Source organism: Actinokineospora baliensis (assembly GCF_016907695.1).
Lineage (GTDB): Bacteria > Actinomycetota > Actinomycetes > Mycobacteriales > Pseudonocardiaceae > Actinokineospora > Actinokineospora baliensis.
This window is the reverse complement of the sequence record NZ_JAFBCK010000001.1, coordinates 6,911,189-6,929,940: the sequence shown is the minus strand read 5'-3', so window position 1 is coordinate 6,929,940 and position 18,752 is coordinate 6,911,189. Positions and strand designations below refer to the sequence as shown.

Below are 18,752 nucleotides of genomic sequence, written 5' to 3'. Positions count from 1 at the left end.
CCACTAGGGATTGTCCATTCAGAACAGTACCGGTCCGGTCTGGGCCGATCGGGTGGTTCCCGGGTGCCGCGTGGCCCGTTCGGGCGCCGTGGAGCATGATGGGGCGCCGGTTGTGGCTCCCTGTGGTGTGACGAGGTGTTGGTGGACGGCGTCGAGATCGATCTGGCGGTGACCGAGCGGGCCGCGGTGGTGCGGGTCGTCGGCGACGTCGCCGCCGTGGACGTGGCCCCGCTGCGCGACCGGCTGCTCGCGGCGTGTTCGGCCGCGCCGGAGCCCAGGGTGGTCGTGGTGGACCTGACGCGGGTCGCGCTGCTGTCGGCGCACGGCGCGCGGGTGCTGACCCGGTTCGTCGGGGCGTGCGCGCGCGGTCAGGTGCGGGTGTGCCTGGTGGCCGACGTGGACGGGATCGCGCACCGGGTGCTGCGGATCGCCGGGGTCAGCGAGCGGGTGCCGACGTTCCCGAGCGTGAGCAGCGCGGACGAGGCGATCGAGCGCTCGCTGGCCGCGCTCAGCCGTCCTTGACCTCGCCGTCCTCCTGCTCGCCGTCGTCCTTCTTGACGTAGGTCGGGTGCAGGTGCACCGGCGCGGCGCGCTTGGCCCTGGCGCGCAGGTTGAGGAACTCGACGAAGATCGAGAACGCGATCGGCCCGTACACGTAGCCCTTGGGGATGTGCTGGTCGAACCCCTCGGCGATCAGGCTGCCGCCGATGAGCAGCAGGAACGACAGGGCCAGCATCTTCACCGTCGGGTGCCGGTTGACGAACTCGCTGATCGCCCGCGCCGACACCAGCATGATGATCATCGCGACCACCACGGCGGTCACCATGATCGCCAGCTCGTCCACCATGCCGACCGCGGTGATCACCGAGTCCAGCGAGAACACCACGTCCAGCACCAGGATCTGCGCGATGACCGCCGCGAACGAGGCGGCCTTGCGGGTGCCCGAGTGCTCGGCGCCCTCGAGCTGCTCGTGGATCTCGTAGGTGGCCTTGCCCAGCAGGAACAGCCCGCCGAGCAGCAGGATCAGGTCGCGCCCGGAGATCTCCTGGCCGAGCGCGGTGAACAGCGGCGCGGTCAGGCCGACCACCCACGACAGCGATGCCAGCAGCAGCAACCGCGTGATCAGCGCCAGCGACAGGCCGACGATCCTGGCGCGCTGCCGCTGGTGGGCCGGTAGCCGGTCGGCCAGGATCGAGATGAACACGATGTTGTCGATCCCGAGCACGACCTCCAGCAGCAGCAACGTGCCGAAGGCGATCCAGAGTTCGGGGCTGAGCATCCAGTCCATGCGCTGAATCGTCCTCCCGCGCGGCGATCGGGGCGCTCCGACGCGCACCCCGACCGGCCGTGTTCCATTCGTCCGGTTTAGCGCAATTTACCCGATTGGGTGGCGCTACGCGCGGCTCGTCACGGTGGGTGTCGTCTTCTGGGCGCCCGGCTCGAGCCTTCGGGCCCAGCCCTGCCGGAGGTGGGCGAGGGCGACCGCCACAGCGATGACGGCGGCACCGGTCGCGAAGGTGACGTGCAGGGCGGTCGCGACGGTCGCGGGACCCGCGGCGGTGATGTCGGACGTGCCCGCGGCCAGGGTGAAGACGGTGCCCATCGCGGAGGTGCCCAGGATGAAGCCGATCTGGCGGGACAGGGCCAGCACCCCGGAGGTCGCGCCCCGACCGCTCGCGGGGGCGTTGGTCATGACCGCGGTGCTGTTGGCGGCCTGGAACTGGGCGAAGCTCGCGGTGATCACCACGATCGGTCCGAGGTAGCCGGGGATCCCGAGGCTCGCGGGCAGCGCGGCCAGGGCCACGCACCCCACCGCCATCCCGGTCAGTCCCAGCACCGTCGTCCGGTGGGTGCCGAGCGCGTCGACGACGCGGCCCGCGGGCAAGCCGCTGAGGGCCGCCACGGTCGGACCCGCCGCGAGCACCGCGCCGATGAGCGCCGCGTCGAGGCCGAGCGCGCCCGACAGGTAGAACGGCCCGACGACCAGCGTCGACATCAGCACGGTCGTGGCCAGGGAGCTGATGGTCAGGTTCGCGACGAGCTTGCGGTCGCGCAGGACCGCGGTGGTCAGCTTGGCGCGCGGCGCCTGGGGCTGGTCCGGCAGGTGCCGCCGCGCGAGGCCGTACGCGACCGCGCCGAGCGCGGTGATGACCAGGAAGATCGACTGCCAGCCCAGGGTGGCGATCAGCAGCCCGCCCAGCGGCGGCCCGAGCGCCGTGCCCACCGCCGACGCCGTCCCCAGCAGGCCCATCGCGGTACCGATCCGCTCCTTCGGCACGGTCTCGCTGACGAAGGCCATCGACAGCGCCATCATGATCGCCGCCCCGGCGCCCTGCCCGGCCCGCGCCGCCACCAGCACCCCTAGCGCCGGTGCCGCCGCGCAGGCCGCGGACATCGCCGTGAACAGGACGATCCCGGCGAGGAACAGCCGTCTGCGGCCGGTCGCGTCACCGAGGAACCCGGCGACCACGGTCAGCGCCGTGATGGCGACCAGGTAGCCGAGCACCACCCACTGGACCTCGGCGAAGGTGGCGCCGAACACCCGGGCCAGCGCCGGTGCGGCCACGCTGGCGACGCTGGTGCCCAACGACGGCAACAGGATGGTCAGGGAGAGGGCGGCCAACGCCCAGCGCTTCGTCATGCCGCCATGGTGCGATCTGGCGGCAAATTTCTCCTACCACTCTTGCCGCTATGGCAAACTGGGGTCATGGTTACCGACGACGACGCGGTGCTGGCCGCCGTGGGCCCCCGGCTGCGGGCGCTGCGCAAGAGCCGGGGCACCACGCTGACCCAGCTGGCCGAGACCACCGGCATCTCGGTCAGCACCCTGTCCCGGCTGGAGTCCGGCGAGCGCAAGCCCAACCTGGAGCTGCTGCTCCCGCTCGCCCGCGCCTACCAGGTCCCGCTCGACGACCTCGTCGGCGCGCCACCGGTCGGCGACCCCAGGGTGCGGCTCAAGCCGATCAAACACGCCGACGCGGTGATCGTGCCGCTCACCCAACACCCCGGCGGACTGCAGGCGTTCAAGATGGTCATCCCGACCACCCGCAGCGAACCCGACCCGCGCACCCACTCCGGCTACGAGTGGCTCTACGTGCTCAGCGGCACCCTGCGGCTCGTCCTCGCCGAACACGACATCCTCGTCAAAACCGGCGAAGCCGCCGAGTTCGACACCCGCCTCCCGCACTGGTTCGGCTCGACCGGCACCGCGCCCGTGGAGATCCTCAGCCTCTTCGGCCCGCAAGGCGAACGCATGCACGTGCGCGCCAAGCCCCGAGGCGAGTGACGGGATTCGTCTACAGTGGACTCATGACCGACACCCCCTGGGAGCCCCCGCTCGCGGGCACCGAGGCCGAACACCTCACCGGCGCACTCGACCGCCTGCGCACCACGTTCCGCTGGAAAGCCGACGGCCTCTCCGCCGACGGCCTGTCCACCCGGATCGGCGCGTCGACCCTGACCATCGGCACCCTGCTACGCCACCTGGCCGTCGTCGAAGACCACATCTTCACCGTCCGCCTCACCGGCACCCCCTGGACCGGCGACCCGCACTGGGGATTCGGCCCGACCGACGCCACACCCGCCGAGCACTACGCCCAGTGGGACCAGGCTGTCGCCCGCGCTCGAACACGCCTTGCTGCGGCGCTGGCCGACGGGGGCTTGGACCAGCTGGTTCATCTCTCCGATGGGGACGGCAACCACGTCAGCCTCCGGCGTCTGGTGTGCGACTTGATCGAGGAGTACGGGCGCCACGCCGGCCACGCGGACCTCTTGCGGGAAGCCATTGACGGGCGAGTGGGCGAGGACCCGCCCCCTGGCTGGCGCGCCGAGTCCTGATGCTTGTCTTCCTCGATGTCGACGGGCCGCTCAACCCTTTCGCGGCCGAAGAGAAGCCGCCGGGTTTCGTTGAACACCGGTTCCGGCTGCGGGGGTGGAGCAGGAAGCACCCGCTGCGGATGTGGCTCAACCCTGGGCACGGGGCTGCGCTCTTGGACGCTGGTCCTGCTCAGCTGGTGTGGGCGACTACGTGGAACCACCAGGCGAACACGCTGGTCGGTCCGGCTATCGGGCTACCGCCGCTCGCGGTGGTCGACTGTGCGGACACGGGGGCTTCGTGGAAGTACGGGCCTGTTGCGGCGTTCGCCGGTCGTCGGCCGTTGGTGTGGTTGGACGATGACTTTGATGTGTATCCGGCTGCGCGGGAGGAGTTCTTGGCTGGTCGGGAGGGGGTGGTGACGGAGTTGATCGCGGTGGATCCGCGGAGGGGGATGGGGGAGGAGCACTTGGCGGTGCTGCGGGAGTGCTTGCGCGGGTGAAGTTGCTTGTTTCGGCTCGCCTTCGGCATTGCGCTGGATCGCGGTGGTACGGGGTGCTCGATGGGGCGAACCTGTTTTGCGCGGGGCCCCTGCGCTGCCCGTGGCAGGACCGCAAAGCTGGGGCCGAAAAGCATGGCCCTGCAGCGCACAACGCTACGGACACCGCCACCCCACGCAAAACAGGTCCGCCCCATCGAGCATTTGGGTGGGCGGCTTCCTGGGAGCGGTGGTGGGGCTGGCGGGGCTGGCTCGGTGGGCTGGGTTGGCGGGGTCGGTTCGTGGTGGCTGGGTGGGCTCGATGGGGCGAACTTGGTTTGCGCGGGGCCCCTGCGCCACCCGTGGCAGGACCGCAAAGCTGGGGCCGAAAAGCATGGCCCTGTCCGCGCACAACGCTACGGGCACCGCTCCCCCACACAAACCAAGTCCGCCCCATCGAGCTGAGGAGCCGCGCGGTTTCCGGACAGGGGATCAACTGTCTATTCAAGCGGCGATTTGTTGGTTCTTGTGTTCGATGTATACCTCGTGCGGTGGGCGGTAGCCTATCGCTGAGTGAAGTCGTCGGCGATTATACCAGAACTCGATGTAGCGAGTGATGTGCTGCCGGGCTTCGTCTCGGGTGGAGTAAGCCATCCGGTTGACGCATTCGTTTTTGAGTGTGCCGAAGAACGATTCGGCCATCGCGTTGTCGAAACAGATTCCGGTTCGCCCTGCTGATTGCTTCAACCGGAGGCTGGTGAGGACGTTGTGGTACTCGGTGGACATGTAATTGCTGCCGCGGTCGCTGTGAAATATCGCACCGTCGGCGAGTGGGCGGTTTCGGGCCGCGTTGCGGATAGCGCGGCTGATGAGCGGTGTCTGGTAGTTGTCGTCCATCGCGTAGCCGATCACTTCTTTCGTGCAGCAATCCAGCACGGTGGCCAGGTAAAGCCAGCCTTCCATCGTGGGAACGTAGGTGATGTCGCCGACCAGCTTGCGTCCCGGCGCGGGCGCGGTGAAGTCACGGCCGACCAGGTCGCCCACCGGCGCGGCCGCCGCGGTGGTCAGCCCGAACCGCCGGGGCCTTGGCTGGCAGGGAACCAGCCCCAGTTCACGCATGAGGTGCCGGACCAGTTCAACACCCACGCACACGCCTGCCCGCCGCAACTGGGCATGGACCCGCCGGTGGCCGTAAGTCGAGTCCGAGGCCTCGAACGCGTCCCGGATAAACGCTTTCAGCTCCTCTCGCCGTCGCGCGGTGGCCGATTCCGCCCGGCCGCGCCATTCGTAGTAGCCGGACCTGGAAACGTCGAGCAGTCGGCACATGAACAGGACGGGATACGCGTACTTCGCAGGTTCAAGTCGCATCGTTTCGATGAACTCGTACTTGCTGACTACTCGGCATCCTTCGCGAAGTACGCTGCGGCTTTTTTCAGGAAAGACACTTCCATCTCGAGTTCGCGGTTACGGCGTTCCAACTCTCGTAGTCGCGCTCGTTCGTCCGTTGCCAACGGCTCCGACACGGCGACGGCCGAGTCCGCACCTTGTTCCCGCTCATAGCTCCGCACCCATACACGCAGTGTCTCCGAGTTCATATTCAACTCTCGCGCCGTCTCGGCGATCGGCCGTTTCGACCGCAACGCCATCTGAACTGCTTCCTCACGAAACTCCGGCGAGTACGGACTCCGATGGGCCACGTGCACTCCCTCAACTTCCCGACAGGACAATCTTACTGGGTTCCTGTCCGGAAACCTCGAGGCCCCTCAAGCATTTAGGTGGGCGGCTTCCTGGGAGCGGTGGTCGGGCTGGCGGGGCTGACTCGGTGGGTTGGAGTGCGTGGGCAGGCTCGGGGGCTAACACTCCTGCTTCGGGGGGGGGCGGTGGTTGGTGATGCAGCCGGAGGCCGGTGGTGAGGTCGGTGGTCGGTCCGGTGAAGGGGGCGACCACCGACCGTGGGGGTTACCACTCGCAGCCGTTGGTGACGAGCATCATGGAGGAGAAGCAGTGGCTGCAGCAGCTGGAGAGCAGCTGGGGCTCGTCACCGGTTTGCTCGACGGCGGGTAGGAGGTCGAGGGGGTTCACGGTCAGGTCCATTGGGGCACCTCCTTTCGTTGGCTCAGGCTGGGACGACGTCCCTGGCGTAGGTGGGGAGGAGGGGGCGGGGGCCGCCGTGGTGGAGGCGGAGGAGGAAGGAGAGGGTGCCGACGTAGCCGTTGGCGAAGGAGGCGACCACGTCGCCGGTGTCGTCGGGGGTGAGGAGGTGGGATCGGCGGCGGACGGCTCGGGCGGTGATGGCCCGGGCGGTGTCGGCGGCGTGGTCGCGGTAGGTGGGGGACAGGTCGGCGCAGTCGAGGAGGAAGTCGCCGTCGGTGGCCAGGCCGTGGCACCACAGGGGCGGGGACGTCCAGTTGGCGTGGTGGACGGCGGTGGCCGCGCGGTCGGCCAGGTCCAGCGCGGCGTGGTCGCCGGTCAACTGGTGCAGCCGCAGCAAGAACGTCCCGACACCGGTGGCGCCGCTGCAGAAACCGGTGAGGCGAACGGTGTCGGCGTGCTCGTCGTCCTCGCCGCTGGGCCAGAACGCGGCGTCGCCGTCGATGATCGCGACTCGCCCCAGGGCCTCGGCGGCGGCGCGGGCCATGTCGAGGTAGCGGTCGTCTCCGGTGGCCTCGCCGACGTCGAGCAGGAACGCGGCGATGCCCGCGACCCCGTGGGCGAAGCCCCAGTGCCGGGTACCCGCCAACAGGAAGCTCCCGGTCGCGGTCCACTGTGGACCCTCAGTCGCGCTGGCGAGCAGGCCGTCCGCGCACTGCCGTGCCCGTACGAGCAGGTCGTCGTCGCCGGTGTGCCGCCACAGCCGCACCAACGCCAGGCCCGCACCCGCGACACCGTGGAACACATCTGGCACATGCCACTGCGTGGGTAGCGTCAGCGCGAGGTCCAAGCCCGCGGCAGTGACGTCTTCCGCGCCTAACACCACGCCCGCCTCATAGAGGCTGACAGCGGTGCCCGCGCGTCCGAACATCAAGCCGGGCAGTATCCGTGGTTCGCGGGGAAGTGTGCGCATGGTCCACCGGGCCGCGGTGTCGATGGTGTCGAGCAGCCCGGTGTAGCCCGCCCGGACCGCTTGGCACAGCACCAGCATCACGCCGGGGGCGCCCACGTGCACCGAGCACGGGTCGTACCGGCTGGCCGTTTCCGAGTTGCGCCACAGTGAGGCGCCAGCCGGGTCCGCGGTGGCGACGACATCGGCCAGCATCCCGTCGATGAGCTCGGCGATGTCCGGCTGGGCCGGGGGCTCGGCGGCCGTGACCGGGGCGGTCAGCATCGCGCGAACATCCTCGATGTCCGGGCGCTGCGCGGGATCCGGCGAGAGCAGACCCGTGATGGCCGGGGCCAGTCTGGCCACAACCGGGTTGCGCGGCGCCATCGACCGGACCATCTCGCGCACCCGGGTGCCCTTGGCCGCGGGCGGGTGCGCGCCGGAGGCGAGGTGGAACAGGGTGGCGCCGAGCCCGTAGAGGTCCGTGGCCCTGTCGGGTGCCGCGACGATCATCCGGGCCCGCCCCTCCTCTTCCGGGGCGGCGTAGCCGGGCGTCAGCAGCCGGGGTGCGATGTCGTCTGGTCGCAGGGCCGACTCCAGGTCGATCAGCACGAGCCTGCGTTCGGGGGTGACGAGCACGTTGTTCGGGGTGAGGTCACCGAGCACGTACCCGGCGGCGTGCACCTTCGCCAGCAGGTCGAGCAGTTGCCCGGTCAGGTCCACGGCGAGGTCGACGTCCAGTGCGAGCGCGGTGGCGCTCGGCCGCAGTTCACGGGCGACGAACCGGCGCAGCGGCACGCCGTCGACCCACTGCTGGGCCACGAAGATGTCGGTGCCGGAGGTGAAGATGTCGATGAACCGCGGCGAGGCGCCCTGCGGACCGAGCAGTGACAGCATGCGCGCCTCGGCGCGGGCCCTGGTGCGCGAGTCGCCGCCGTCGACCGTGGCGCCGGTGTGCTCGCGGAAGCGCTTGAGCACCACCCGCGACCCCGCCTGGTCTTCGGCCAGGTACACGCCACCCCGGTTGTTCTGCCGGATCGCCGTGCGGACGGTGAACCTCCCGCCGACGAGGACCGAGGGGGCCACAGTGGACGGTTGCGCGTCTGGGTCGAGGAACGGGTCGACCGCCCAGGCCGGGGCCACGCGGCCAACACCCCGCTGGTCCGGGATGACCGTTCCGTCCGGTGTGCGCAGCACCGCGCGGTACTCGCCGTCGTCGGTCAGCACCAGCGGCGGGGTGAAGCCGCCATAGCGGTAGAAAACCTGGGAATGCGGGCGAAACCGGCGGTCGGTGAGGATCCACTGACCCGGGAGGCCGAGGGTGGCCTCGTGGAGCTGTTCGGCCACCACGCGCGCATGGGTGTCGTCGTCGGGATAGACGGTGATGAACTTGCCCGCCGCGTTGCGGTCGGCGTTGGGGCCGACGAGCTCGTGCAGGTGGCGCAGGGTGGCGGCGAACTTGAAGGCGCACCGGTTGCGGGCGAGGACCTCCACCGCGCGCGACAGCACGAGGCACGCCGACAGCGGTGTCGCCGGGACGTGCAGCTTCCACCCCTGGTCGCGGCGCTGGTGGTCGGCGGGCAGCACGTAGTGCCAACGCTCGTCGACGGCGTGCCGCCAGCGCTTCGGCTCGTGGCGGGCGAGCACCGCCGCGGCGCAGTCGGCGAGCAAAGTGTTGTCCTCGAACATCATCGCGACTTCCCCCGAGATCTGGGCCCCGAAAGAGAGCCCGTCCGCAAACTAGACTCCTGTGCTGGCTGTGAAACAAGCCGTTCATCGTGGGATAACACGGTAGGTGCAGCGGATTCCATCAATAGGATTGCCGAGGGTGACCGCCGGTGAACGGCCGCAGGCCCCGCTTGCCCGAACGGGCTGCCTGGGCGACGGCGCAGGTTCCCGCCCAGTGCCAGCGAATCCGCTCCGCCGCCCGGTCGCGGTCGCTACAGTGGCCGCCTGCCGATCCGTTGATCACCTGCTGAGGGCGCCGTGGCCGACCAACCGACCCAGAACCGTTTGGCGGCAACGTCGTCGAACGTCGTGCAGGCGCACACGGTGGTGGGTGGCGTCCACTTCTCGACGACACCGGTGGCCCTGCCGGTCCCGCGGCAACTGCCCGCCGACACCGCCCACTTCAACGATCGGGAGAAGTACCTGGCCTCGTTGGGCGATTGGCTGGACAGCCCTGCTCCGGTTGTACCAACGATGATTGTGGGGATCGGCGGAGTCGGCAAGACCTCGCTGGCGACGCATTGGGCCCATCGGGTGCGTGACAACTTCCCCGATGGAGACCTCTATCTGGACCTGCGCGGCTACCACGCGGACGAAGCAGTGCCCGCCGAGGACGCCTTAGAGCAGATTCTGCGGTCTTTGGACATCCCGGGAGAGCGCATCCCGGTTGGCACCGAGCCGAGGGCGGCTCTGTACCGATCCCTGGTCTACGGCAAGCGAATCCTGATCGTCCTGGACAACGCGGCCACGCCGCAGCAGGTGCGGCCGCTGCTCCCCGGCTCGCCCACGTGCCGTGTGCTGATCACCAGTCGCAGTAGACTGACTGGATTGGCGACCAGGGAGGGGGCTCAACGGATGGCCTTGGACGTGCTGCCCCCGCAGCGGGCAGTGGAGGTGCTTGCCCGAATCGCGGGTGCTGAACGGGTCGCGGCCGAACCCGGTGCGGCGGCGGATTTGGCGCACAGTTGCGGCTACCTCCCGTTGGCCTTACGCATCGTTGGCAGCAGGCTTGCCGCGAACGAGTCGTTGAGCCTGTCCGAATTCGCTGAAGAGTTGCGCCAAGAGCGGTTGGACGCTCTTACCGACGATGAGGACCCCACCGCAGCCGTACGGGTGGTGTTCTCGTTGTCTTACCGAACCTTGCAGCCTGACGTGGCTCGGTTGTTCCGCCTTCTTGGTGTAGCACCGGGGGCGGACATCGGCCTCGATGCTGTCGCCGCGTTGGCGGACCTCCCAGTGGCTGCGGCCCGGCGGTTGCTAGACGCGTTGGTGAACGCTCACCTGGTTCGCGAAGACTCGCCTAAGCGCTACCGGTTCCACGACCTTCTTCGCGTGTACGCCGCCGAACGGGCTGCCGAGGACCAAGAGCGCGCCGAAGCGCTACGACGTTTGCTGACCTGGTACGCGCAAGTGGCCGACGCTGCTGCTCGGGTGTTCGCGCCCAACTTCACCCGCATCGACATCGGGCTCCCCGGGCCGAGAAGGCCGCTACCGACGTTTGCCGGTAGGGCGGAGGCTCTGCACTGGTGCGACCTGGAGCGGGCCAACCTGGTGGACGCGGTAGGGCAAGCTGAGCGTGCGGGTGAGTTGACGCTGGCCTGGCAGTTGCCCGTGACCATGTTCGGCGACTTCCTGGTCCGCCGTCCGCTGAACGACTGGGTGGAGACGCACTTGGTCGCATTGCGCGCGGCGGAGGCGGCCGAGCAACCCCTAGCGCTGGCATGGCTACACACCAGCATCGCGCTCGCCTATAGGGGCTTGCGTGACTACACCACCGCGCTAGAGCACTTCAACCTGGCTCGCGAGGGCTGGCAAGAGTTGGGTGAGCGTTGGGCGCAAGCGTGGGCACTACGCGACATCGGCGACGTTCAACATCTGCTCGGCGATGTCACCTCTGCCGTAGCGACGCTCTCGGAGGCGTTGGAGCTGCACATCGCCGAGGGAGATTCGTTCGGCGAGGCCACCGCGTTGAGGCTGCTCGGTGCGGCTCAGGACAGCCTCGGCGACTACGAGGCCGCACTGGCGAGCCTCCAGCGGTCTCTGGAGATCCGCAAGGAGCACGGAGACCAGCGCAACGTCGCGATGGTCTACACGGCGCTGAGCGGCGTCCACAACAGCATGGATGACCCCACTACGGCGCTCGACTACGCGACCCAGGCGCTCCCCATCGCCGAAACCCTGGACGACTGGCACACCGAAGCTCGCGCCCATGATGCCCTCGGAGACGCGCTGGCGAAGCTCGACAGGGTGGCTGAGGCTCGGGAGCACTGGGAGGCCGCGCTCGTCCTCCTCCAGAAGCTCGCCGACCCCGACACGGACACGGTCCAGCGGAAGCTGGGATAACCGAATACGCACATAGCAAGGTGGAAACAACCCTGCACATCTAGCCTCTACTGTGGCACTGTCCAACGGCAGTGCGCGCGCCAGGAGGTGGGTCGTGGTTGAGGTCGTCACCGAGAAGCACCGCTTACCCGTGCGGAAGCTCGTCGCCGCCAGTGTCGGTAACGCGGTTGAGTGGTATGACTGGACTGTCTACGCGACGTTCAGCACCTACATCGCCACCGCGTTGTTCGAACCGGGGCGCAAGGCGCTGATCGCGACGTTCGCGACTTACGCGTTGGCGTTCTTCTTCCGGCCGTTGGGTGGGTACCTGCTGGGCCGGTTCGCCGACACCCGGGGGCGGCGGCCCGCGATGATCCTGACGATCGTGGGGATGGCCGGGGCTTCGTTGGCGATCGGGGTGTTGCCGACGTTCGGGCAGGTGGGGTGGTTGGCGCCGGTTCTGTTGCTGCTCGCCCGGATCACCCAGGGGCTGTCGATGGGCGGCGAGGTGTCGAACGCCTCGGCTTACCTCGCCGAGATCGCGCCGTCGGGCAGGCGGGGGCGGTACTCGGCGTTCTTCTACATCTCGACCGGGTCGGCGGTGTTGATCGCGTCGCTGCTGGGCTACTTCCTCAACAGCGGCTTGGGCAAGGCCGCCATGCAGGACTACGGCTGGCGGATCCCGTTCATCATCGGCGGCGCTCTGGGCCTCGTCGGGCTCGTCTTGCGCCGCGCGCTGGACGAGACGGACCAGTTCGAGCACAACAAGGACAAGGCGCGGCGGTTGACCAACCCGTTGCTCTTGACGCTGCGGCAGCACCCCAAGGCGGTCGTGCACCTTGTCGGGTTCACGATGCTGTCCACGCTGTGCTACTACACGTTCTTCAGCGCCCTAACCCCGTTCGCCATCAACACCAGGAAAGTCGACGACAGCGATGTGTTCCTGGCGTTGTCCATCGGCACCGCGCTGTTCGTTCTCCTGCAGTACCCGATGGGGGCGGTCGCGGACAGGTTCGGGCGCAAGCCACAGCTGTTGGTCTGGGCGGCCGCGATGGCAGTTCTCAGCTACCCACTGTCCACACTGGTGCGCCCTGGGCTCGGCAACCTGGTCGTAGTGTTCTGCGTTGGCCTGGGCCTATACACCGCGATGACGTCGATCGCGCCAGCCATCATGAGCGAGCTGTTCCCCACAGAGCTACGCGGCCTCGGCATCGGCGCCTGGTACAACCTCACAGTTGCGCTCTTTGGTGGCACCGCTCCGCTCGTAGTGACGGCCTTGGCGGACATAGGCGCTTCAACAGTCTTCTTCTGGTACCTCTCGGCAGCAGCCGCAATCGCTTTCGTCGTGATCCTTACGTTGCCGGAGACGAAGGGCGCTGAACTCCGATAGAACCCCGGACAGCCCAGTGCCCGCCGTAGCGGTAAGAGCCACTACGGCGGGCACTGGGGGCTAGCTGATCAGAACTGCGCGGTCGGCGGGAAGCTCGACGCTGCCAGCGCGATGGCGTCGGCCACCGCGGTGAAGTAGGCGTCGTTGAGCAGCCCACCGGTCAGGTAGCTCGGGTTCACCAGGTTCACGTTGCTCGGGTCGGCCACGGTGCCCGCGATGTTGATGATCTCGTCGGCCCCTTGGTCGGTGAAGTTGACCAGCAGGTCGTTGTTGACCTGCTGTCGGGTGATTTCCCTCGGGTCGTTGGCGGCCAAGCCCAACGCGGGGATGGTCGACACGATGACGTGGGTGAGGTCGCCGTCCGAGCGGCGCGTGTTGCGCAGCGCCCCCGCGTTGCTCTGGAGCATCACGCTCTTGAAGCCCGCCAGGATGTCGGACTTGTTCTTGCCTGCCAGCACGTCGTTGGCGCCGAGGGCGACGACGACCGTACGCAGGTTGGGCTCGTCGTAGACGTTCCTGCCGAGCGTGGCCGCCGCGTCGAACAGCGACGGCGCGCTCACCCCCGCCTGCTGGCCGGTGACCGCGTTGCCCTGGAACAGCACACCCGCGTCGGTGTCGGTTGCGAGGCCCTGGAACACGCGGAGCTCGCTGATGAGCCCGTTGAAGTAGCCGGACACGGTGCCGCCTGCGGACTTGCCCGCCCCGATGACGAACGGTCCAGCACCGTCGACGACGCTCCTGGAGCCTCCGGCGGACACGCCGTTGACGTAGAGCCTCATCTCCTTGGCAGCGGCGTCGTAGGTGCCGACCAGGTGCGTCCACACGTTGAGCTCAGGCGCGGAGCCGACGACCACGGCAGACGCGCCACCAGCGGGGTTGGTGAGTGCCCAGGCGTTCTGCGGCTTCGAGTAGAGCAACTGCAGCGACCCGGTGGAGCTGTCGCCGCGGCTGAAGACCGTGGCCGACGCGGCGGTCGACTCCAGCTTCACCCACGCCGACACCGTGTAGCTCTGCGTGGTGCTGATCGGGCTGCCCGCCATGGTGGCGTGTCCAGTGCTGCCGTTGAAGTCGACGGCGCCTCCGCGCTCGGTGCTGCGGGTGTAGCCGCCGGTCAGCGTCCCCGCGTTCGACCCATTCGCGTCGATCAGCGTGGTGCCACTGGCCTCGTTCATCCGCCAAGAGGCAGAGGTCGAGAGCCCAGACCGGCTGGCGTTCACGATGCTGCCCGGCAGAGGCATCCCTGCGGTGTTCAAGGCGTCAGGAAGCTTGTCCACCCACGTCTTGCGGTGTCCGGCACTGACATCGCTGTCCGCCGCTGCGGACTGCTGGTCGCCTAGGACGACAACGGTGCCTAGCGAGCTGTCCGAGGTAGAGACCTGAAGACCGGACAGAACGTAGGTACCGGTAAGAGTCGTGGTGAACCCGCTGCCGGAGGCTGTCGTGGTTAGGTCACCAGCGCCCAGCCTTACTGCGGCTGTGGCACCGGAGTGCGCGGGCACTCGGCTTGCCGCAGCGGAGTGGTAGACGCTGACAACGAGGTTGCCCGAGCCACCGGAGGTCGACGGGAACGCGACAGCGTCACTCGTGACCTCACCGCCCACCGGGATCGTCACCGACGCACTACCACCGAAGGCGAGCGCGACCGGTGCCGCGACAGAGTCAACCCCGGTGCCCTGCTGAGCGCCGACAGAGGCCTTGTTGACGGTAAGAGGCGACGGATTGCCCGCGTTGGTCAAGGTGATCCGCACCTGTGAGCCGGTCACGCTCGGGTGTACGACGGTGCGCACGGTCTGGTTGGCGAAACCAGCCCCCGCGGGCGGCACTGTGACCGTGTCCGGCTGCGAGGCCCACGCACCCAGCCACCCCGCCTGGACCGGTCGCGGTGCCATGGCGAGCACGTGCAGGGCGGACCCGCCGTTGCAGCCAGGCAGGAACGGGGTGCCGTAGTTGGGCAGCGTGACGTTCTTGAGCGCCTTGGTCGGGTCGGTCGGCACGAAGATCGCGTAGATCCTCGGCTGGTAGGCGTTGTTGGTCGAGGTGCCCCACGTGACGTAGGGCAGCACGACCTGCGCGGACCCCTTGGGGCCGTCGAACCAGTCCGGAACCGAGGGGAAGCGCGGCTTGTCGACGGTGTTGTCCTGGTAGGTCACCGCGCCGGTGCGCTCAGGGATCTGGTAGCAGGTGTCGACCACGAGGAAGCCCACCGCGCTCGCCTTGACCTGCTGCGACACCGGCAGCGAGATCGTCTGGCCGAACGCGATGACGTTGTCGTTGCCGTCCGCGCGGTGCGCGGGCATCACGAAGGTGGCGCCCTCGACGGCCACGGACTGACCCGGTGCCATGCCCGCCGCGGCGAGCGTCTGTGCCGAGATACCCGCGATGCCGTTGGTGTCCAGGTCCGCGGCGGTGCCGTCCGGTGCGATGCCGTTGTTGTTCATCGCCGAGGTGAAGTCGGTGACGGTCGAGTTGGCGAACGCGATGGCGTTGAGGTGGTCGACGCCCACCTTGAAGCCGGACGAGCCGCTGTTCCTGCCGACGACGACCAGCTTCACCTTGTGGATTCCCGCAGTGAGGTGGGCGCCGCCCAAGCGGTAGTAGGTCGTGCCCACCGCCGCGGTGTAGGTGTCCAGCGGTGTGCTCTTGGCTTCACCGAGCTGGGTGTCGTCCAGCAGGACGTTCACGATGCCCTGCTGGGGCCCGGTGGTGAGGTTGAGCCCGATCGCGTAGTCCGCTTCGGTGGGGATGCGGAAGGCCAGCTCCGCCGACTGACCCGCGGCGGTGGTGTCGATGGCCAGCTGCGCGCCCTCGGACCAGCTGGCGGTACCCGCGGCCTGGTCCTGTCGCCCGAAGGTCACCCCCGCGGACGCGGTGACCGTGACCTGACTGGCCTGCTCCGCCTCGAAGCGGCCAGTAGGCGCCAAGACGAGGTAGTCGACCCCGGCGTGGTAGCGGCTACCGACGCTGGCGGGGTTGGTGCCGGTCATGGTGACCGTGAGCGTGTGCGTGCCTGCCGTCAACCTACGAGTGCCTAGTGACACCTGTCCGTACCGGACAACAACGTCGTAGGTGTCGTAAGAGCCCGCAGGACCGTTCGGCGACGGTTGTCCCACAGACTGCCCGTCGATCTTGTACGACACGATGCCGTAGTCGTAAGACTTCGTGATGCCGACGCCGAGGTCGTAGTCCCGCTCGGTGCCCACGGTGAAGGCCAGCGTGAACGTCTGGTTCACCGCGTTGCCGACGAAGTGGACCTGCCCGGTGCCCGACCAGTCGACACCGCAGCAGTCCGCCTGGACGCCGACGGTCGAGTTCTGGCCGTTCGGCTGCGAGATCGTCATCGTCTCGGCCTCGATCAGCGTCGACGGCGAGGCGACGTTCGGTGCGACGTAGAACTCGTACGCCTGAGACTCGGGCGACAGCTTGTGCGCGCGGTCGAAACTGCGGACGTACATGGTGTGGTAGCCCGGGCTAAGACCCGCGGGCAGCCGCACGTTCACATTGGACCTACCGGAGACCCAGCCGCCCGTAGTGCCGAACACGCGGTCGTAGACGCAGTCGGTCGGGCCAGGGACAACCTCGGTACCCGGGCCGTTGAAGGTGTAGGTGAAGCCCTCGACCTCGGCGTTGCCCGGGTCGTTGAGCATCACGGAACCGGGGGCGTTCGCCGGAGCACCCCACGCGAGCTTGGGGTAATCGGCGCTCGGCCTGATGGTCGGCGTCTGCGTCAGCGGCGCTGACCGGACGTTGAAGTCGAGCACCGACGAGTACGCGGGACCCCACAGGTAACGGGCGGGGTAGCCGGGGTACAGGCCGATGGCGCCCACCTGGTACCGGTAGTCACCGTCGGGCAGGACGGGGGTGGTCCACGTCCCCACGGTCCCGGAGGAGATCTGCGCGGCATCGCCGGAGTGGGTCACCAGCGCGTTCGTGGCGCGGTTGTAGATCTCGTAGCGCAGCACGATGGGCAGCGGCGGGTCGTTGTTGTCGGTCGCGCTCGCCTGCAACGCGGGCGTCGACGTGCCGACGACCTGCGGGTACGGGGTGCACTTGGCCGCGGCCGGGATGTTCAAGCCGGTCGGCTGGTTGGGGCGGTAGCTGAACTCGGCGACCAGCTTCGGCGCGGCGGCGCCGGAGGTGGCGAACTTCTTCCACTGCAGCTGCTGGTTCTCGTCCGCGGCCGCGAGCGCGACGGTGATGTCGTTCCAGCCGCCGTTGGCCGCGGTCTGCACGAAGTCCTTGACCGGGGCCGCGTCGAACGCGACACCACCGGCACCGCCGCACTGGTCGCCCGCGCCGGAGTACTTGGTGTCCAGGAGACCGGACAAGCCGGGGTTGTTCCACGACATGCCCGAGAAGATCGGCGGGGCGCTCCACAGCCGCACGGGCTCCGCGGTGCACAGGTGCGCGCCGTGGGTCTGGGTGGTGTACACGCCAGCGGTCCACACCACGGCAGCCCAGCCGGAGCGGGGCTTGATGGGCTCGGTGTTGAGCCGGAAGAACGACCGCGCGGTGGTCAGCGAACCGCAGGCGCCCGCGCCGTTGTAGCAGCGGCCGACCTGGGCGTCCATGTTGGCGTTGAAGTAGCTGTAACCGTTCGCGGTGGTCTCGCCCCAGGCCAGCTGGTTGCCGGTCAGCGACGGGTCCACGTAGACCGGGTACTTCACGCCGGGCCTGGTCAGCGCGGCGACATCCGGCGCGATCGCGACCTCGGCGGCCTTGACCGTGGTCCGCGCCGCAGCGGTCAGCTTGCCCGCGGGCTGTTCGACGGCGACCGCGCGGGCGGTGATGGCTACCTTGTCCACCCGCCCCGCCTTGGGGTCCGCCGCGGTCGGGGTGGCGTCGGTGGCGGCGGGCTTGCTCGAATCCCACATGGTCGGGGTGGAGCCGGTGAACACGGCCTTGCCCGCGCTGTCGACCGCCGAGAGAGCGCCGTCGGCGCCGGTGCGCAACTCCAGACCGGTCGTGCGCGCGGTGACCTTGACCTGCCGCAACGAGGGGTTCGCCGCCGCGGCCTCGTCGTGCACGACGAGGACCTGCTGGTAGCTCAGCGCGGAGGCGATCAGCACCAGGTCGACGCCGGGCAGCACGCCCGCGTAGGTGACCTTGGAGCCCTCGACCCGCGGCGCGGGCAGCGGGGTCGGCCAGTGCAGCGCGACCTGGCCCTCGGCGGACTTCAGCGTGATGTAAGGGGCCGTGCCGCCACCGGAGAACGACACGTCGAGCGGGGTGGCCGCGGGCGAGAGCGACCCGTCGGCGTTGGCGCGCAGCGCCGGGTCGATCCCCACCCAGTGGTCCCCGCGCTTGACCCGCTGCGGCGCCGCGCTGGACTCGAACACGAACGACCCGTCCGGCCGCGCCAAGACCTGCGTCGACTCGGTCACCTGATCGGCGATCGCGACGGGCTTGCCGGTCTTGCGGGCCGCCGAGAAGGCGCTCTTCTCGGCGGCCGACAGCGGCGCGGGCTCAGCGGACGGCTTCGCCGGAGCCGCCGCGGCGGGCACCGACAACCCGGTGATCACGAGCCCGGCGACGAGCAACGCCTGCCCGGCCAACGCGGCTGTGCGCGTGACCGGACCGGATGAGGACAAGCGGGAACTTCGGCGCATGGTCTAACCCCCAGGAAAGCGCGTGGACCCGAGGACGATAGCCGCCGAATCCGGCCGGGGGAAGGGAGTTGAAGGCCACAGAAACATTCCGGGTGGACCGTTCGGAGCAACTTTCGGCGCCTGGGGAGAAGGGGCTTCCGGGCCGTTGAGTCGCCGTGCTTTAGTTTCCCGCAGTGCCATTAACTGGGGTTTGACGCGTACTGGGGATGTGGATCAATGCAGGTCAAAGTGCTGCCCAATGCTGCCCTTGAACGATCATGGCGCGGACGGTCGGTCCTGTTGATCATATTGTCCGCATTGCTCTCGAGCGTGGTCGCCGTCGTTTCGGCGCCAAGTTCAACGGCGGCTCCCGCTCGGCTCCCGGCGCCGGTCCT

General features: G+C 68.8%; 13 protein-coding genes. 6 read left to right on the top strand and 7 right to left on the bottom strand.

From position 1 onward, the window contains the following. The first annotated feature begins 141 nt into the window (after positions 1–141). Positions 142–522, top strand: a complete 381-nt coding sequence (locus JOD54_RS30710; protein ID WP_204455432.1) for an STAS domain-containing protein — start codon at positions 142–144, stop codon at positions 520–522. On the opposite strand, the gene JOD54_RS30705 is transcribed toward JOD54_RS30710, so the two are convergent. Further along, positions 509–1,288 carry a TerC family protein gene (locus JOD54_RS30705; protein ID WP_204455431.1) on the bottom strand — a complete coding sequence of 260 codons (780 nt, stop codon included), beginning with the start codon at positions 1,286–1,288 and terminating at the stop codon, positions 509–511. The two genes, JOD54_RS30710 and JOD54_RS30705, sit on opposite strands and share 14 nt — an antisense overlap. Positions 1,289–1,393: 105 nt before the next feature. Then, on the bottom strand, positions 1,394–2,641 hold the full coding sequence (locus JOD54_RS30700; RefSeq protein ID WP_204455430.1) for an MFS transporter: 1,248 nt from the start codon (positions 2,639–2,641) through the stop codon (positions 1,394–1,396). 66 nt (positions 2,642–2,707) lie between these two features. On the opposite strand from JOD54_RS30700, the gene JOD54_RS30695 reads away from it, so the two are divergent. From JOD54_RS30695 to JOD54_RS30685, 3 genes are read left to right on the top strand one after another with little or no spacing between them, the layout of a single operon-like run. Beyond that, positions 2,708–3,286 carry a helix-turn-helix domain-containing protein gene (locus JOD54_RS30695; protein WP_204455429.1) on the top strand — a complete coding sequence of 193 codons (579 nt, stop codon included), beginning with the start codon at positions 2,708–2,710 and terminating at the stop codon, positions 3,284–3,286. Between the two features lie 23 nt (positions 3,287–3,309). Then, positions 3,310–3,837 (top strand): mycothiol transferase, encoded by a 528-nt coding sequence (locus JOD54_RS30690; RefSeq protein WP_204455428.1) that lies wholly within the window; start codon positions 3,310–3,312, stop codon positions 3,835–3,837. Continuing rightward, positions 3,837–4,316 (top strand): HAD domain-containing protein, encoded by a 480-nt coding sequence (locus JOD54_RS30685; protein ID WP_204455427.1) that lies wholly within the window; start codon positions 3,837–3,839, stop codon positions 4,314–4,316. The genes JOD54_RS30690 and JOD54_RS30685 overlap by 1 nt, the downstream gene beginning before the upstream one ends. 480 nt (positions 4,317–4,796) lie before the next feature. On the opposite strand, the gene JOD54_RS30680 is transcribed toward JOD54_RS30685, so the two are convergent. The 4 genes from JOD54_RS30680 to lanL all read right to left on the bottom strand — a co-directional run bounded on the left by JOD54_RS30680 (position 4,797) and on the right by lanL (position 9,024). Further along, complete coding sequence (locus tag JOD54_RS30680; protein WP_372440260.1) at positions 4,797–5,660, bottom strand: IS3 family transposase; 864 nt, start codon at positions 5,658–5,660, stop codon at positions 4,797–4,799. 26 nt (positions 5,661–5,686) lie between these two features. Next, positions 5,687–5,989 carry a transposase gene (locus JOD54_RS36105; RefSeq protein ID WP_372440367.1) on the bottom strand — a complete coding sequence of 101 codons (303 nt, stop codon included), beginning with the start codon at positions 5,987–5,989 and terminating at the stop codon, positions 5,687–5,689. Between the two features lie 262 nt (positions 5,990–6,251). Next, positions 6,252–6,386 (bottom strand): hypothetical protein, encoded by a 135-nt coding sequence (locus JOD54_RS35375; protein ID WP_275592693.1) that lies wholly within the window; start codon positions 6,384–6,386, stop codon positions 6,252–6,254. Positions 6,387–6,408: 22 nt separating this feature from the next. Then, positions 6,409–9,024 (bottom strand): class IV lanthionine synthetase LanL, encoded by a 2,616-nt coding sequence (gene lanL / locus JOD54_RS30675; protein WP_204455426.1) that lies wholly within the window; start codon positions 9,022–9,024, stop codon positions 6,409–6,411. Positions 9,025–9,318: 294 nt separating this feature from the next. Here lanL and JOD54_RS30670 point away from each other — a divergent pair, with 294 nt between their 5' ends. Next, positions 9,319–11,403 (top strand): ATP-binding protein, encoded by a 2,085-nt coding sequence (locus tag JOD54_RS30670; protein ID WP_204455425.1) that lies wholly within the window; start codon positions 9,319–9,321, stop codon positions 11,401–11,403. A 94-nt stretch (positions 11,404–11,497) separates the two neighbouring features. Further along, positions 11,498–12,772, top strand: coding sequence for an MFS transporter (locus tag JOD54_RS30665; RefSeq protein ID WP_204455424.1), 1,275 nt, complete (start codon positions 11,498–11,500; stop codon positions 12,770–12,772). Positions 12,773–12,840: 68 nt separating this feature from the next. Here the strand turns inward: JOD54_RS30665 and JOD54_RS30660 are convergent, their stop codons facing one another. Then, positions 12,841–18,378 carry a LamG-like jellyroll fold domain-containing protein gene (locus JOD54_RS30660; protein ID WP_204455423.1) on the bottom strand — a complete coding sequence of 1,846 codons (5,538 nt, stop codon included), beginning with the start codon at positions 18,376–18,378 and terminating at the stop codon, positions 12,841–12,843. Positions 18,379–18,752 lie beyond the last annotated feature (374 nt).

Excerpts from the sequence above, each read along its gene's own strand:
- JOD54_RS30705 (WP_204455431.1), bottom strand. The coding sequence starts at position 1,288 with ATGGACTGGATGCTCAGCCCCGAACTCTGGATCGCCTTCGGCACGTTG.
- JOD54_RS30700 (WP_204455430.1), bottom strand. The coding sequence starts at position 2,641 with ATGACGAAGCGCTGGGCGTTGGCCGCCCTCTCCCTGACCATCCTGTTG.
- JOD54_RS30695 (WP_204455429.1), top strand. The coding sequence starts at position 2,708 with ATGGTTACCGACGACGACGCGGTGCTGGCCGCCGTGGGCCCCCGGCTG.
- JOD54_RS30690 (WP_204455428.1), top strand. The coding sequence starts at position 3,310 with ATGACCGACACCCCCTGGGAGCCCCCGCTCGCGGGCACCGAGGCCGAA.
- JOD54_RS30685 (WP_204455427.1), top strand. The coding sequence starts at position 3,837 with ATGCTTGTCTTCCTCGATGTCGACGGGCCGCTCAACCCTTTCGCGGCC.
- JOD54_RS30680 (WP_372440260.1), bottom strand. The coding sequence starts at position 5,660 with ATGCGACTTGAACCTGCGAAGTACGCGTATCCCGTCCTGTTCATGTGC.
- JOD54_RS35375 (WP_275592693.1), bottom strand. The coding sequence starts at position 6,386 with ATGGACCTGACCGTGAACCCCCTCGACCTCCTACCCGCCGTCGAGCAA.
- lanL (WP_204455426.1), bottom strand. The coding sequence starts at position 9,024 with ATGATGTTCGAGGACAACACTTTGCTCGCCGACTGCGCCGCGGCGGTG.
- JOD54_RS30660 (WP_204455423.1), bottom strand. The coding sequence starts at position 18,378 with ATGCGCCGAAGTTCCCGCTTGTCCTCATCCGGTCCGGTCACGCGCACA.